The 15,543-nt window shown below is 68.6% G+C and carries 14 protein-coding genes; 10 read left to right on the forward strand and 4 right to left on the reverse strand.

What is annotated here, in order from left to right; translation table 11 throughout:
• The first annotated feature begins 16 nt into the window (after positions 1-16).
• From ACTXG6_RS37045 to ACTXG6_RS37070, 6 genes are all read left to right on the forward strand, one after another.
• Complete coding sequence (locus ACTXG6_RS37045; protein ID WP_445183981.1) at positions 17-1,168, forward strand: CaiB/BaiF CoA transferase family protein; 1,152 nt, start codon at positions 17-19, stop codon at positions 1,166-1,168.
• A 260-nt stretch (positions 1,169-1,428) separates the two neighbouring features.
• Positions 1,429-2,541, forward strand: coding sequence for an NAD(P)-dependent alcohol dehydrogenase (locus ACTXG6_RS37050; RefSeq protein WP_445183982.1), 1,113 nt, complete (start codon positions 1,429-1,431; stop codon positions 2,539-2,541).
• Positions 2,542-2,581: 40 nt separating this feature from the next.
• Complete coding sequence (locus ACTXG6_RS37055) at positions 2,582-3,649, forward strand: MBL fold metallo-hydrolase (protein ID WP_445183983.1); 1,068 nt, start codon at positions 2,582-2,584, stop codon at positions 3,647-3,649.
• Positions 3,650-3,665: 16 nt separating this feature from the next.
• A complete protein-coding gene (locus ACTXG6_RS37060) occupies positions 3,666-4,274 on the forward strand; it encodes a nuclear transport factor 2 family protein (protein WP_445183984.1) in 609 nt (202 codons plus the stop codon).
• A gap of 24 nt (positions 4,275-4,298) precedes the next feature.
• Complete coding sequence (locus ACTXG6_RS37065) at positions 4,299-5,270, forward strand: quinone oxidoreductase family protein (protein ID WP_445183985.1); 972 nt, start codon at positions 4,299-4,301, stop codon at positions 5,268-5,270.
• A 35-nt stretch (positions 5,271-5,305) separates the two neighbouring features.
• On the forward strand, positions 5,306-6,787 hold the full coding sequence (locus tag ACTXG6_RS37070) for an aldehyde dehydrogenase family protein (protein ID WP_445183986.1): 1,482 nt from the start codon (positions 5,306-5,308) through the stop codon (positions 6,785-6,787).
• On the opposite strand, the gene ACTXG6_RS37075 is transcribed toward ACTXG6_RS37070, so the two are convergent.
• The 4 genes from ACTXG6_RS37075 to ACTXG6_RS37090 are packed head-to-tail and all read right to left on the reverse strand — an operon-like array spanning position 6,774 to position 11,021.
• Positions 6,774-7,706: a LysR family transcriptional regulator gene (locus ACTXG6_RS37075; RefSeq protein WP_445183987.1), complete on the reverse strand. Its 933-nt coding sequence runs from the start codon at positions 7,704-7,706 to the stop codon at positions 6,774-6,776. The genes ACTXG6_RS37070 and ACTXG6_RS37075 overlap by 14 nt on opposite strands.
• Before the next feature lie 9 nt (positions 7,707-7,715).
• Positions 7,716-8,597, reverse strand: coding sequence for an NAD(P)-dependent oxidoreductase (locus ACTXG6_RS37080; protein WP_445183988.1), 882 nt, complete (start codon positions 8,595-8,597; stop codon positions 7,716-7,718).
• An 8-nt stretch (positions 8,598-8,605) separates the two neighbouring features.
• On the reverse strand, positions 8,606-9,979 hold the full coding sequence (locus tag ACTXG6_RS37085) for a M24 family metallopeptidase (RefSeq protein ID WP_445183989.1): 1,374 nt from the start codon (positions 9,977-9,979) through the stop codon (positions 8,606-8,608).
• A gap of 10 nt (positions 9,980-9,989) precedes the next feature.
• The gene (locus ACTXG6_RS37090) at positions 9,990-11,021 is read right to left on the reverse strand and encodes a transketolase family protein (protein WP_445183990.1); all 1,032 of its coding nucleotides are present in this window, start codon (positions 11,019-11,021) and stop codon (positions 9,990-9,992) included.
• 233 nt (positions 11,022-11,254) lie between these two features.
• Between ACTXG6_RS37090 and ACTXG6_RS37095 the strand changes: the two genes are divergently transcribed.
• The 4 genes from ACTXG6_RS37095 (at position 11,255) to ACTXG6_RS37110 (ending at position 15,492) form a co-directional block, all read left to right on the forward strand.
• On the forward strand, positions 11,255-12,094 hold the full coding sequence (locus ACTXG6_RS37095) for a 1-deoxy-D-xylulose-5-phosphate synthase N-terminal domain-containing protein (protein ID WP_445183991.1): 840 nt from the start codon (positions 11,255-11,257) through the stop codon (positions 12,092-12,094).
• Positions 12,095-12,128: 34 nt separating this feature from the next.
• Entirely contained in the window at positions 12,129-13,559 is a 1,431-nt protein-coding gene (locus tag ACTXG6_RS37100; protein WP_445183992.1) for an aldehyde dehydrogenase family protein, read from the forward strand.
• Between the two features lie 120 nt (positions 13,560-13,679).
• Positions 13,680-14,459 (forward strand): FadR/GntR family transcriptional regulator, encoded by a 780-nt coding sequence (locus tag ACTXG6_RS37105; RefSeq protein WP_445183993.1) that lies wholly within the window; start codon positions 13,680-13,682, stop codon positions 14,457-14,459.
• Positions 14,460-14,655: 196 nt separating this feature from the next.
• Positions 14,656-15,492, forward strand: coding sequence for an LLM class flavin-dependent oxidoreductase (locus ACTXG6_RS37110; protein WP_445183994.1), 837 nt, complete (start codon positions 14,656-14,658; stop codon positions 15,490-15,492).
• Positions 15,493-15,543 lie beyond the last annotated feature (51 nt).

The following is a 15,543-nucleotide window of genomic DNA, read 5'->3' on the forward strand; positions in this document are numbered from 1 at the left end:
CCTTCGAGGAACCACCATGCGTCATCCCCTGGACGGCATCACCGTCGTCGCCCTCGAACAGGCCGTGGCAGCCCCGCTGGCCACCCGCCACCTCGCCGACCTCGGCGCGCGCGTGATCAAAATCGAACGACCAGGGGCCGGCGACTTCGCCCGCGGCTACGACCAGACCGTGCACGGGCAGTCCAGCTACTTCGTCTGGCTGAACCGAGGCAAGGAAAGCCTCGAACTCAACATCAAGAACACCGCCGACCGGGCACTGCTGGCCACGCTGATCAACAAGGCGGACGTGTTCGTGCACAACCTGGTGCCGGGCGCCGTCGAACGACTCGGGCTGGACGCCCGGACTCTCCGGGCGGCGCAACCCGAGCTTGTGCACTGCGCGATCTCCGGTTACGGCCCCGACGGCCCGTATCGCTCGAAAAAGGCGTACGACCTGCTCGTGCAGTGCGAGACCGGGCTGGTGTCGTCCACCGGCACCGCGGACGCGCCGGCCAAGGCGGGAGTCTCCATCGCCGACATCGCCACCGGGATGTACGCCTACAGCGGCATCCTCGCCGCCCTCTACGACCGCGAACACACGGGGCGGGGCGCCAGCCTGCACGTGGCAATGATCGACGCGTTGGGCGAGTGGATGAGCCAGCCCGCCTACTTCTCCCGCTACGGCGGCCAACCACCCCGTCGGACCGGGGCGCGGCACCCCTCGATCTCGCCTTACGGTCCGCATCGGACCGGGGCGGGCACCGTGTTCTTCGGTGTGCAGAACGAGCGCGAGTGGGCCGTGCTCTGCCGCGATGTCCTGCTGCTGCCCGAACTGGTCGAGGACCCACGTTTCGCGACCAACAACAACCGGGTGGCCCACAACGACGAGTTGACCTCGATCATCGAGCGGGCCTTCGCGGAGCTGGACGCCGAGCAGGTCATCGAACGGTTCGACCGGGCGGGCATCGCCAATGCCCGGCTGCGCACGCCCGCCGAGTTCACCCGTCATCCGCAGCTGGCGGCCCGGCACAGGTGGCGCCCGGTCGACACGCCAGGTGGAGTCGTCGAGGCCCTGCTCCCGCCGGTTGTGGCGGATGCCTGGGAACCGGTGATGGGTGCCGTGCCCGCGCTGGGCGCGCACAACGACGCGATCCGGGCCGAGTTGGCCTCGAAGGTCGAATCGGACTGACCGAGGTCGTCGAGCACCACTTCCCGAGCGACCCCGGTTTTCATTCTGTGCATTGCAGGCATTGATGTGCGCCATGCTCCCCGCCGCCCTCGCCAGAAACCGTGCGGCCGAGGGCGCGAATATTGGTCACGTAAATAGCCAGCATACAAACTTCTCATGCTAAGCCCAGATCAATACCGGTCAATCGGGGATACAGTTGGTACATGATTGATCCGGCCGCGTTCAGGCGCAAATCAATGATCTGGATGAGGTGAGAGGCTATGCCATCCCCGACACTGGATGTCGAAGCCGCCGTCGTTGAAGAGAAAAACGGCGAGTTCCGGTTGAGAACGGTGAGCGTGCAGGCTCCTCGGCCCGACGAGGTACTGGTCCGGGTCGTCGCCACCGGCGTATGTCAGACCGACGCACACAGTCGCAGCCAGGATTACCCGGTGCCTCTTCCGGTGATCTTGGGCCATGAGGGAGCCGGCATCGTGGAGTCCGTCGGCTCGGCGGTCCGCGACGTCGTTCCCGGCGATCACGTGGCACTGACGTTCCCGTCGTGTGGCCGGTGTCGGGCCTGCCGGGCCGGGGCGCCGGCCAACTGCCAACACGGTTTCGAGCTCTCCTTCGGTGCTTCTCGCCTGGACGGCAGCAACGCGTACGGCGGCGGCGGGGTCCATGGTCATTTCTTCGGCCAGTCGTCGTTCGCCAGGTTCGCGCTCGCGTCCGAGCGCAACACCGTGCGGGTCGCCGACGACATGCCGTTGGAGCTGGTCGGACCGCTGGGATGCGGGCTGCAGACCGGGGCGGGGGCGGTCATGAACTCGCTCCGAGTGGGGGCGGGCCAGTCCGTCGCGGTGCTCGGCACCGGGGCGGTCGGGCTGGCCGCGGTGATGGCGGCGAACATCGTCGGAGCCACCACGATCGTCGCCGTCGACGTCAACGAGACCCGGCTGGCGCTGGCTTCCGAACTGGGCGCAACCCATACCGTCGACGGCCGGACCGAGAACGTGGCCGACCAACTGCGGAAGATCCGGCCCGATGGGTTCGACTACATATTGGAGATCACCGCCCGGCCGCAGATGTTGGCCATGGCCGTCGAGTTGCTCGCACCGATGGGGGTGGCCGCCCTCATCGGTGGAGCGCCGGCCGGGACGAAAGCACCCATCGACATGAACAGCCTGCTGAACGGCGGCCGGATGGTGCGCGGGATCGCGCAGGGCGATTCCCAACCCCAGATTTTCATCCCGAAGCTGGTGGAGCTCTATCGAACCGGTCGCTTTCCGGTCGATCGTCTAGTCCGGACCTACGAATTCGCCGATATCAACCAGGCCTTTGCGGACGCCTCCCGAGGGAGCGTCATCAAACCCGTCCTCGTGATGGGCGACTAGAGCGCAATCTGCGATCAGATCTGACAGCCAAGGAGAAAGGATGAGCGACATGACAAAGCCTCATTGGCTAGTGGATGACCTCGGCCCGAAGGGGGCGGCGTTCATCGACCTGAGGGATTTCGCACCCCCACCAGAGAACTCCCACGGGAGTCTGTTCCTGCCGGACCGGATTGAGAAGGGCTACCACGTCGAAGAGATCCGCGACGGCGCGTACTGGGTGTCGGTCGGCTGGTACGACTGCATGTTCGTAGTCACCGGCCGAGGCGTCGTGGTGCTGGACGCCCCGCCCGCCGTCGGGGAACGCCTCCTCGAAGCCATCGAGACGGTCACCGACGAGCCGGTCACGCACCTGATCTACAGCCACTGGCACGCCGACCACATCGGCGCCGCCACCATGTTCGGCCCGAACATCGAAATCGTCGCCCACGAACGCACCCGCGACCTGCTCGCCCGGTTCCCCGACCCCTACCGGCCGCTGCCGACCGACACCTTCGCCACCGACGCCACCTTGGACGTGAACGGCGTCAAGATCGAACTGTCGTACAAGGGCCAGAACCACTGCGAAGGCAACATCTTCACCTACCTGCCCAAGCAGAAGGTCCTCGCGGCCATCGACATCGCCAGCCCGGCGTGGGTGACGTTCCGGGACTGCGACTCCTCGGAGAACCTCGCCGGCTGGGAGCAGGCCCACCACCAGGTACTCGAGTACGACTTCGACACCGTGGTGTCCGGGCACGTGTCGCGCCTCGGCAACCGCGACGACGTAGTCGAAGGCGTCGAGTACCTCGACGACCTCGTCCGCTACGCCCGGCAAGCCCTGGAAACCATCCCGATCGAGTACTTCCACACCGGCATGGACGGGCCCTACCGGGCCGCGTTCCGCGCCGTCGAGGAGAACTACTTCGCCGCGCTGGTCAACTACGTGACCAAGAAGGTTCTCGAGCGGAAGACCTCGAACGGCATGCGGTGGGAGGAACGCCTCAACGGTGCCGACGTCCTCACCAAGCACAATGCCTTCGCGATCTTGGAGAAGACCCGCCTGGAGCGGACGCACAACGGCTACCTCCGGCGGGACGGCACGCCGACATCCGACAAGTTCTTCATCTGACCCGGGCAGGCGAGCAATGGGTTCTGATCACGAAGAGATCCGCGCGCTCATCGACAACTGGATCCTCTGGCGCGACGCCGGGGACTGGGCACGGTTCCGCACTGTCTGGCGTCCCGAGGGGCGGGTGATGGCCACCTGGTTCCAGGGCACCGGTGACGAGTTCATCGAGGTCAGCCGGCAGGGCTGGGAGCGGGGGGTGCGCATCCTGCACTCCCACGGCGGCACCACCGTAGAAGTATCGGGTGACCGCGCGGTCGCCCAGACCAAGATGACCATCTCCCAGCGGGCCGAGGTCGACGGCGTGCTCTGCGACGTCGTGTGCACCGGTCGGTTCGTCGACTTTCTCGACCAGCGGGCCGGCCGGTGGGGGCTGGTACTTCGCCAACCGATCTACGAACGGGACCGGATCGATCCCGTCGAGCCCGGCACCCGGCCGCGCCTCGACGAAGGCCTGCTGGCCCGCTTCCCGGTGGGCTACCGCCATCTGGCCTACCTGCAGACCCGCATCGGTTATCCGGTCAAGACCGACATGCCGGGGCTCACCGGCCCGCGAACCGAAGCGCTGTACGCGTTGGGCCGCGACTGGCTGGCGAAGACCACGGACCGACTCGACGACTGGTCATAGGACCGCTCGAGAGGAGAACCGCCGATGCGCGCGGTCAGGATCATCAAGTACGGCGGACCCGATGACCTCGTCGTGGCGGAGGTCGCCGATGCGAGACCCTCGGCGGGCGAGGTGCTGGTCGAGGTCAGAGCGGCAGCGGTGAACCCGGTAGACGTCGCCAACCTCGCCGGGAAGGTCCGGTCCGCGAGCGGGGCGCCCGCGGTCGACCCACCGAGGACCGCCGGCCGGGACTACGCCGGGATCGTCCTCGAAGGGCCCGACCACCTGCGCGGTTTGGAGGTGTGGGGTACCAGCGGGGAGCTCGCGGTCGCGCGGCCGGGCACGCAGGCGGACTACCTGGCGGTGCCCGAGGCTTCGGTTCGACCAAAGCCGTCGAACCTGTCGTTCGTCGAAGCGGCGGCGGTGGGGGTGAGCTACGCCGCGGCGTGGCTGTGTCTGTCGGAGCGCGCGGACGTGCAAGCCGGGGAGACCGTGCTGGTCACCGGGGCGTCCGGCGTGGTCGGCCGGGCGGCCACCGATATCGCGCACTGGCGCGGCGCCCGGGTGATCGGCGCGGACCTGAGGTTGGCCGCCGACCTCAACGTCGACATCGCCGTCGATACCTCGAAGCTGGACCTGGTGGGCGCCGTGCGGGATGCCACCGGCGGGGCCGGCGTGGACGTCGTGCTCGACACGGTCGGCGGGGAGCTGTTCGATTCGGCCGTCGCCACGCTGTGCCACGGCGGCCGATCGACGGTCATCGCCAGCGTGGGAAACCCCGTGGCGTCGGTGAACGTGCTGGAGCTCTATCGCAACGAGCGCTCCGTGCACGGGGTCAACACGCTCGATCTGACGCTCAGCAAGGCCGCCGACGTCCTGGACATGCTGCGCCGAGGGTTCGAGTCCGGCGCCCTGCGCGCACCGAAGACCGTGACCTTCCGACTTGCGGAGGCCCCGCGCGCTTACCGGACGGTGATGTCCGGCACCGGCGGCGCCAAGGTCGTGCTCGTGCCGTAGGAGTCCTACGGCCTCCTGAAAGGATCAACAGAACCATGTCGGAAACGACGGATTCCGAGCAGGGCGTCGCCCAGAACTGGATCGATGGCAGGTGGACCGACTCAGCGGTCCAGGCCGACAGTTTCGACCCCGCCACGGGTGAACTGATCGGTCGCTACGCTTCCGCTTCCCGCGCGGATGTCGAGCGGGCCATTCAGGCCGCTGATCAGGCGTTCCGGACCAGCCCCTGGCGGGCCGACCGCCGGCAGCGGGCACGGGTGCTGAACGCGATGGCCGACCGCGTCGAGCAACGCCGCCAGGACCTGATCGATCTCCTCGCGCTGGACAACGGCAAGGTCAGGGCCGAAGCCGCGATGGAGATCGACATGGTTCCGTCCAAGCTGCGCTACAACGCCGCCCTGGCAATGCGCGAGTACGGGCGAGCGGCCGAGGTCCGGCCGGGCCGGATCTCCATGGTGCTGCGCGAGCCCATGGGTGTGGCGGGGGTGATCACCCCATGGAACTCTCCGGTCATCCTGACCGTTCGGTCACTGGCCCCCGCGCTCGCGGCCGGCTGCACCGCGGTGGTCAAGCTGCCCGAGGAGACGGCACAGATCAACCGGCTGTTCACCGAGGTGATCGCCCAGACCGAGGGCCTACCGGCCGGCGTGGTCAACATGTTCACCAGCGACCGGGACGCGGCAGCGGCGATCATCGAGTCACCGGAGGTGCCCACGATCAGCTTCACCGGCAGCACGGCCACCGGGAAGGCAATCTCCGCGGTGGGCGCTGCCCAGCTCAAACGCTTCGGCCTGGAGCTTGGGGGCAAGACTCCGATGATCCTCTTCGAGACAGCGGACCTGGCCGAGGCGATGCCCGTACTGGAAAAGGCGCTGACGACCTTTGCCGGGCAGTTCTGCATGACCGGCAGCCGCCTGCTGGTGCACAGCTCGATCGCCGACGAGGTCCGCGCCCAGCTGGGCAAACGATTGGCGGCGGTTCGCCCTGGACCGGCCTCGGACCCCGCCAGCGACATGGGGCCCATGATCGACAAGGCCAACGTGGCCCGCGTCGACAAGATGGTCGACGCCGCCATCCAGGCCGGTGCCCGGGCGATCGTCCGTGGCGGACCGGTGACGGACGGCCCGCTCGCGCCGGGTGCGTTCTACCGCCCCACGTTGCTCGAGGTAGCCGATCCGAGCCTGACGATCCTGCGGGAGGAGGTGTTCGGACCGGTCCTGACGTTGGAGGTCTTCGACACCGAGGCGGAAGCGATCGCCCGCGCCAACGACAGCAGGTACGGCCTTGCGGCCAGCGTCTGGAGCCGTGACATAGACCAGCCGCTGCGGGTCGCCCGGGAACTGCAGGCCGGCACCGTCTGGATCAACGACTGGGCGATAGTCTACGACGAGTTCGAGGAAGGCGGCTACAAGCAGAGCGGTCAGGGCAGGCTCAACGGGCTCGCCGCACTCGAGGACTTCACCGAGTACAAGCACATTGCGCTCCGGCCAGGAGACGGCCCGCTCAACCCTGCGTGAGCGCGGCGGTCGGTGACTCGAGCTCGTCGAAGGCCGGGGCGGGAAGCATCGTCGTCAGCAGATCGACGAACGCCTGCGCGGCAGCCTTCAGCCGTCGCCGCGACGGCGATGCCAGGGCAACACTGAAGGTCGGCGCCGGCTCGAGATCGACCACGGCGAGCCGGCCCCTACCCGGGAGCAGCGACAGGGGCAGGGCGGCCACACCGAGGTCGGCTCGGACGAGTTCGACCAGGGTCGACAGATCCGGCACCTCGACGCAGACCTCGTGGACGATGTTGGCGCTGGCCAACTCCATCTCGACGCTCGCCCTGGTGCCGAACCCGGTCGGGAAGTCGACGAATCTCACCGGCCCCAACTCGCGGATCGGGATCGAGGTGCGGGCGGCCAGCGGGTGATCAGGTCGGCACACCAGCCGGATCGGCTCCGCGGCCAGCGGCAAGAGGGCGACACCGGCCGGGGGGCCGGCGGGCAGCGACACAAACGCCAGGTCGAGGTCGCCGCCGCCGACGGCCTCGGCCAGCGCGGCGGACCCTCCGGACGCGGTCCGCGGCCGAATATCCACCAGCGGTCGCTCCCGGTGGTACCGAGCCAAGATCTCGGCCACGTCGATGAGCGGCAACCCCTGCATGAGGCCGATCCGGAGCACGCCGCGCAGTCCACGCCCAACGTCGCCGACCGCCGTACCGGCGGCGTCGACCTCGTCGAGTATCCGCAGCGCCTGGGGCAGGAGCGCGCGCCCGGCGTCGCTGAGCGCCACCTGGTGCGAGGTGCGCTCGAACAGCCGCGCCCCCAGGTCGTGCTCCAGCCCGCGGATCGACACCGAGAGGGTCGGCTGGCTCAGGTGCAGCCGCCGCGCCGCCCGAGTGAAGCTACTCTCCTCCGCTACCGCGACAAAGTGTACGAACTGACGTAGTTCCATGACCGCCCCCTACTGCGGCTCGAGTTTGATCCCATTTCGGTCGGCCAGGTGGGCGACCAGCGCGGCGATGTCCTTGTCCCCCAGCCCCGCTGCCACGACGTCGTTCAACGTCGCGTGGGTGTGGTCGACCAGCGGCGTGTCGACGCGGCCCTCGGCCAACGCTTGCCCCAGGTCGATGTCCTTGACCATCAGCGCCGCCGTGAACGCCGCCGTGAAGTCGAGGGACTTCATCTGCTCCGACTTGTACCTGATGAACGGGCTGCCGGCCGCGCCCGCGCAGACGAATTCCAGCAGGTCCGCCCGCGCGACGCCGATCGCCTCCCCCAGCACGCTCACCTCGGCGACCGCGTGCGCGATGACGGCAACGATGAGGTTGTGCAGGATCTTGACGTGCCGGCTGACCGCACCCTCACCGGCGTAGATCACCCGGTGGGCCAAGGACTCCAGCACCGCCTCGGCACGCTGGTACGCCGACCGCGTACCGCTGCACACGATCGCGAGGCGCCCGTCCGCGATGACGGAGGGGCCGCCCGCGACCGGCGCGGCCAACACGTCGCCACCCACGGCCCGCGCCGCGGCGGCCACCTCGTCGCTGGCCTCGGCGCTGACGGTCGAGCAGTCGACCAGCAGCACTCCGGAGCTCGGTACGTCGAACACCCCGCCCGGACCGAGCGCGACCGCTCGCAGGTCGTCGTCGGTGCCGACCATGCTGATCACGACGTCGCAGTCTCGCAGTTCGCCCATGGTGGCGGCGAAACGCGCGCCGGCCTCGACCAGGGGGGCGGCCTTGGACCGCGTCCTGTTGTACACAGTCAGGTCCCAACCGGATGCCAACAGCCGCTCGGCCATGGGCCGACCCATGTTGCCGAGACCGACGAAGCCGACGCGCATGACGCCCTCTACCCGGCCGTGGCCGGCTGGCGGGCCGCGATGTGTCCGTTGCCCGAGTCGGTCGACTTGCCGGGCAGGTCGATGCCGTTCCAGTAGCGCACGCCGGTGACGAGCAGCTCGTCGGCCGGGAAGCGGGTGATGACCCGCGCTCCGTCCTTCTCGACGACGACCTCCTCCTCGATGCGGGCGGCCGAGCTGCCGTCCGGGGTCGGCCAGTAGGTCTCCAGCGCGAAGACCATGCCTTCCTGGATCTCGACCGGGTGCTCGAACGAGTGGTACCGGCTCATCAGCGGCTTCTCCCATACTGAAAGGCCGACGCCGTGGGCGTACTGCAGGCCGAACGCCTCTTCCTCGGAGGCGAAGCCGATGTCGCGAGCGGACGGGAAGGACGCCACGACGTCCGCGCTGGTCGCGCCGGGCCGCACCTGGGCGATGGCTCCGTCGATCGCCTCTCGTGCCCGCCGGTAGGCATCGCGTTCGGCGGAGGTGGCGCTGCCGACGTTGAGCGTGCGGTAGTAGCAGGTGCGGTAGCCCTGGAACGAGTGGATGATGTCGAAGTAGGCGGTGTCACCGGGGCGGATCATCCGGTCGCTGAACACGTGCGGGTGCGGGCTGCACCGGCCGCCGGAGATCGCGTTGACCGCCTCGACCTCTTCGCTGCCGAGGTCGTAGAGGGTCTTGCTGACCAGCGCGACGGTCTCGTTCTCCTTCACGCCCACCTGCAGGAACTGGTATAGCTTCTCGTAGGCGGCGTCCACCAGGCCGGCTGCCTGGTCCAAGAGTGCGATCTCATCGACCGTCTTGATCTGCCGTGCCCGCATCATGAGGCCCTGGGCGTCGACGACCCGCAGTCCCTCGGCCTCCAAGGCCCGCAGCTGGGGGATCTCGACGACGTCGATGCCGAGCGGCTCGCCGGCGAGGCCGTGTTCGCGCAGCACGTCCGCGATCTTGCGGGCGTTGCCCCGCTCCACGCCTACCTCGGTGTCGATCGCGCCGCGCCAGGTCGACAGGCCCGCCCGCCAGCTCTCCTCGGGCAGCCAGTTGAGGTACCGCTGGTGCAGGCGCGCGGCCGAGCCGATGTCCCACAGGATCGGCGCGTGCCCTCTGATCAGCAGGCACGCGCGGAAGAGCTTGTCTCGCGCCCAGTTGCCGATGTGGGTGCCGGTGGCGTACCGGATGTTGTTCATGTCGTACAGCAGGACGGCACCGAGGTCACTGCGGTCGAGCTCGGCCAGCGCGCGGGCCAGCCGTTGCTCGCGTAGGCGGGGGAAGGAGACGCGGTTCTCCCAGTCGGTCGACATGAACGTGCCGGGCGACGCGACCGGAGTCGTGTCCCGGGCGATCTCGCTCGGCTGCCAGGGTTGGGCCTTGATGGTGGACATCTCGCACCTTTCAAACGGGTGAGTAGGAACCTGCGGACGTCTCGAGCTCGCCGACGATCGGCCGGTCGTGGCCTCGGCCGGCCAGTTCGCACGCGACGTCGACGATGTGTTGTGCGGTCAGGCCGTACTCGGCGAAGAGGAACCGCGCGCTGGCGGCCCGGCCGAACGTGTCCGGGATGCCGATCCTGCGCAGCGGCGCGCCGAGGCCGGCTTCGGCGAGCACCTCGGCCACCGCGCTGCCGAGGCCACCGATCACGGTGTGGTTCTCCGCCGTCACCACGGACCGAGCGTTGGCGGCCAGCGCGCGCACGGTCGTCTCGTCCAGGGGCTTGATCGTCGTCACGTTGGCCACGTCGACGGTGAGCCCCGCTGCCCGCAGGGCCGCGGCCGCCCGCAGAGCGGAGGCCACGAGCATCCCCGAGGCGAAGATGACGGTGTCCACGGCTGCGTGCTCGCGGTGAGGATCGGGATCGACCAACTTCACCCTGTCCAGGTCGAGCACGTGGTCGTCGTCGAAGATGACCGGAATCTCACCACGCTTGAGCCGCAGGTAGACCGGTCCGGGCCGCTGCGCGACGGCCGCGACCGCCTGCGTGACCTCCGTGGCGTCGGCGACGTCGACCACCGTGAAGTTCGGCAGCGCCCGCATGAGCGCGACGTCGTCGATGGCCTGGTGACTCGGTCCGCCCGGCGACGACAGGCCAGGCATGAGTCCGACGATCTTCACGTTCAGCCCGGCGTAGGCGATCTGCATGGCGACCTGCTCGAAGGGCCGGCGCGTGGCGAACACCCCGAACGTGTTCACGAAGACCGTGTGCCCCTCGCGCGCCATGCCCGCGGCGAGGCCGATCAGGTTCTGCTCCGCCATCCCGCCGTTGAAGAAGCGCGACGCGAGGCGCGGGTCGTCCCGGAAGAGATCGGTCTCGGTCTGCCGGGTCAGGTCGGCGCCGAGACAGATCACCTCGGAGTGGTCGGCCGCGTACCGGACGAGAGCCCGTCCGTACGGCTTGAGGATGGTCCGGTAAGGCGGCTGCAGTGGCATGGTTCGTTCACTTCCAGCTCTGATCAAGGACACGATTTGGTTAATTGGCTTAGCCAGTTGTGGAGTGTTGCCGCAGGCCCGGCGCCCTGTCAAGCGCTGGCTAAAAATTTAGCTCGCGAAGGTCAGAGGCTTGACACGCCACCGGTTCGTTCGGATTATTGGCTAAGCCAGTTAGCCGGTTGCCAGGTTGGCGCCGGCTCCTCCAGAGCGTGCGAACCGGGTGGTGACCGAGGATGAGAACAAGACAGGGCGATGACGAAGACCTGCGTCGTGCCGCCTGGCGAATCAGACAGCGCGCCGTCGAGATGGTCGCAATCGAGGGCTTCGGCTATCTCGGTCAGGCGCTGTCCAGCGCCGAACTCGCCGCCGTTCTCTACCTGACCGCACTACGCCCCGGCCACGACCGGCTCGTCGTCTCCCCCGGCCACTACTCGATCGTCCACTTCGCGGCCGGCGTCGAGGTCGGCCTGGTCGATCCGGCCGAATTGGCGACCTACGGCAAGGACGGCAGCCGACTCGAAGCGATCGGCACCGAGCAGACCCCAGGGCTCACCGCGACGTGTGGCTCACTCGGCCAAGGGCTCTCCGTGGCGGCGGGGCTGGCGCTCGCGCTGCGGCTCGCCGACTCCGACCGGCACGTGTACGTGCTCATGAGCGACGGTGAGATGGAGGAAGGGCAGGTGTGGGAAGCCGCCCTGTTCGCCGCCCACCACCGCCTCGGGAACCTCACGGTCGTCCTGGACCGCAACAACAGCCAGGTCGATGGGCCGACCGAGTTCGTCACGACACTGGCCCCCGTCGTCGACAAGTGGCGAGCATTCGGCTGGGCGAGCGCCGAGGTCGACGGCCACGACGTGGCCAGCATTCGGGACAGCCTCGCCGCTCTGCGCGGCGATCCTCGGCCCTCGGTCCTCATCGGGTCGACATGGACGCTGTCCGGACTGGACCGCGTGCTGCCGGACGAGGCCGACGGCCACTTCATCAAGCTCAGCCCGGACATCGTCGAGCAGGCACGCAAGGTCTGCGCCGAAGGCGAGGCGACCGCCGCGCGGGTGCCCGCGCGGTCCTGGTAGTCGGCCCGCACATAGACCAGCGAGGAGATCCCGAATGACCGCTGACGCCTACCAGCCACGTGGCCTGCTCATCGACGGCAGATGGATCACCCCCGACGCGGTGGCCACCCTCTACTCGCCCTACGACGGTGCGCCCATCGCCGACGTGCCGCTGGGCAGCGCGGCACTTGTCGACCGCGCCGTCGAGGCGGCCCGGAACGCGCTGCGCGACAACCGTTTCGACCGGCCCGCTCGCATCGACGTCCTGGAGGCCGCGGCCAGTGCACTACGGACGAGGCAGGAGGAGTTCGCCCGCACAATCGCCATCGAGTGCGCGAAACCCATCAGGACAGCCCGGGCCGAGGCAGCGCGGACGATCGACACGTTCGCCTTCGCGGCGGCCGAAGCCCGCACGTACACCGGCGACATGGTCCCGCTCGACGCCGTCCCGTCCGGCACGGGCAAGGTCGCCTACACGATGCGGGTGCCGATCGGGGTCGTGGCGGCGATCGCGCCGTTCAACTTCCCCCTGAACCTGGTGGCCCACAAAATCGCGCCGGCTATCGCCGTCGGATGCCCTGTCGTGCTCAAACCAGCGTCGCAGACCCCGCTCTCGGCGCTACTGCTGGCCGACATGCTCACCGAGGCCGGGCTGCCACCCGGCTGGTTGAACGTCGTCACCGGTGGTGGCCCCGAGGTCGGCAACGCCCTCGTCTCGCACGCTGACGTCAACTACATCACCTTCACCGGTTCGCCCGATGTCGGCTGGGGAATCGCGGCCCGAGCCCCGCGGAAGCGAGTGCGGTTGGAGCTCGGATCAACCGCACCGCTGATCGTGGACCGCGACAGCGACTGGGAGACCGCGGCGGCGAAGGCCGCGGCGGCCGGGTTCGTCCAGGCCGGCCAGTCGTGCGTCTCCACGCAGCGAATCTTCGTGCACGCCGGCGTCGCCGCGGGTTTCCGGGACGCCCTCGTTGCCGGCGTAGCCAAACTGACCGTGGGGGCACCGCTGGCCGAGGATGTCGACGTGTCGGCGCTGATCAGCGCGAAGGACGCGCTGCGTGTCGAGTCCTGGGTGAACGAGGCCATCACGGGCGGAGCACGCGCCGACATCGGCGGCGAACGGATCGACAACGTCGTCACCCCGACCGTGCTGAGCAACGTCACCCGAGACATGCGGGTACAGGCCGACGAGATCTTCGGTCCCGTCGTGACGGTGACGGAGTTCGACGACTTCGACACGGCGCTCGACCTGGCGAACGACTCCCGCTACGGGCTCAACGCGGGCGTCTACACGAGCAACGTCGCCAAGGCGCTGGAGGCGACGCGACGCCTGGAGTTCGGCAGCGTCTACATCAACGACGTGCCCACCGTCCGCGCCGACCAGCAGCCCTACGGAGGCGTCAAGGACTCGGGAAACACCCGCGAGGGACCTCGGTACGCGATGTCAGAAATGACCGAACCCCGGCTGGTGACGATTCAATGAGCCGATCACTGAGCCGACGTCGAGACGGTGGCCTCTACTATGAGCCGAACGGCCGCGCCGGTGCCTGTGCACCGTGGGCGGCACCCCGGCAACAGACAGGGCTGCGGGAGCACAGTGGCAATGGCAACGCCAGGTCGTCGGTCGGACACCCAGGACATCGCCTCGTCGTTCCAGGTCGAGCCGGTGTCCCGGTTCGCCGACCGAGTGGCGGACCAGATCCGGAACTACATCGTCGACCAGGGCATTGCCGAGGGGCAACGGCTGCCCAGCGAACGGCAACTGGCCGAACTCGTCGGCAGTTCCCGGCCCACTGTCAGCCAGGCGCTGCGCTCGCTGGCGTTGCAGGGCCTAGTGACGATTCGCCCAGGCTCCGGCGCCTATGTACTCCGCAATCCGGCGAGCATGGTCCACGCGAGCATCGAGCTGATGCTGCGCCTCGAACCCGACTCGCTCAACGAGGCCGCACACATGCGGTTCCTGCTCGAGCTGACCGCGGGGCGGCAGGCCATCTCGCACGGCGTACCGAACCTGGAGCCGCTCAACCGCGCACTCGCCGACCTCTCCGAAGCACGCGGCAGCGCCCCCGAGTGGATCGCGGCCGACACGGTCTTCCACGTCGAAATCGTGCGACTGGCCGGCAACCGCTTTCTGACCAGCATGTTCTCGAGCATGCACACAGCTCTGGTGGAGAAGGCCTACGAGTCGTGGGTCTCCGCCAAACGAACACCGCGCTGGCTCACCGGAGCGGCCTTCGACCAACAGATCGCGCTGCACGAGCCCATGGCGCGCGCCCTGGCACAAGGCAAGCGCGAGGAGTTCCAGGACGCGGTGATCGCGCACCAACGCGCACTCCTCGACCACCTCGGGCTGGAACAGCCCAACTGGGACCAGGATCTCTGATCCCTGCAGCGGCGTGCCGCAGTGCACGCCCACCGTTGTTACATGCGGCTGTCCGAGCTGACCCGCGCGCGGGCAACGCCGCGCCATCCGGTCGACCGGGTGCCGATCACGGAGGTCGACACGGTCTGTGCCGACCTATTCGTCCTGGGCCTCACCCGCCTGGAAATCACCCGCCGGACGCAAGGAGGCGACCGCCATGGCTGCAATAGATGTCGGCGTAGGACTGCCCAGTCACATCGAGGGCGTCACCCGTGCCCAGTTGATCAACTGGGCACGCATAGCCGAGGACATGGGGGCGAGCACGCTCGCCTGTACCGACCGGGTGGAATACCCGAGCCTGGAAACGATGCTCACGCTCGCCGCCGTCTCGTCGGTCACCGAGCGGGCAAGGCTGATGACCAGTGTGCTCGTCGCGCCGCTGCGCACGGATAGCGCCCTGTTCCGCAAGCAGATCACGACGCTGGACCTACTCACCGACCAGCGACTGGTCCTCGGCCTCGGGGTGGGCCGCCGGATGGACGACTACGCCGCCTGCCACGTCGACTACGGCCGGCGCGGCGCGATCCTCGACGACCAGCTCCAGTCCGGAAACGCGCAGATCAGCGAGCTGCTCGGGTCGCGGCTGCTGTTCGGCGGGCAGGGTCCGGCGACTCTCGGACGAATCGCTCGACACGGCGGCGGCTGGGTCGCCGCCGCCGGACTCGGCGCCTGGCACACCGCGACCGCATTCGCCGCCGACGTGCGCGGCGCGTGGACCTCGGCAGGCAGGCCCGGGACGCCACGCCTGGTCGCCCTGATCTACGCCGCGGCGGGGCCTCACGCGCGCGACGACGCGTTCGCACACATGCGTAGCTACTACGGCTTTCTCGGCACGGAACGCGCCGACGAGCTGGCCAGCCACGTCATCACCGACCCCGGGCGGCTCGCCGAGACGAGAGACCAGATCGCCGAAGCGGGCTTCGACGAAGTGCTCTTGCTGCCGACCTCGGCGGATCCAATCCAACTCGAGGCGCTGAAAGTGGCTCTCCGCTGAGCTGCACAGCGTCCTCGGCCACACCACTACCCCACCGATGAGGAGGTGCAC

Source organism: Pseudonocardia sp. Cha107L01 (assembly GCF_052566575.1).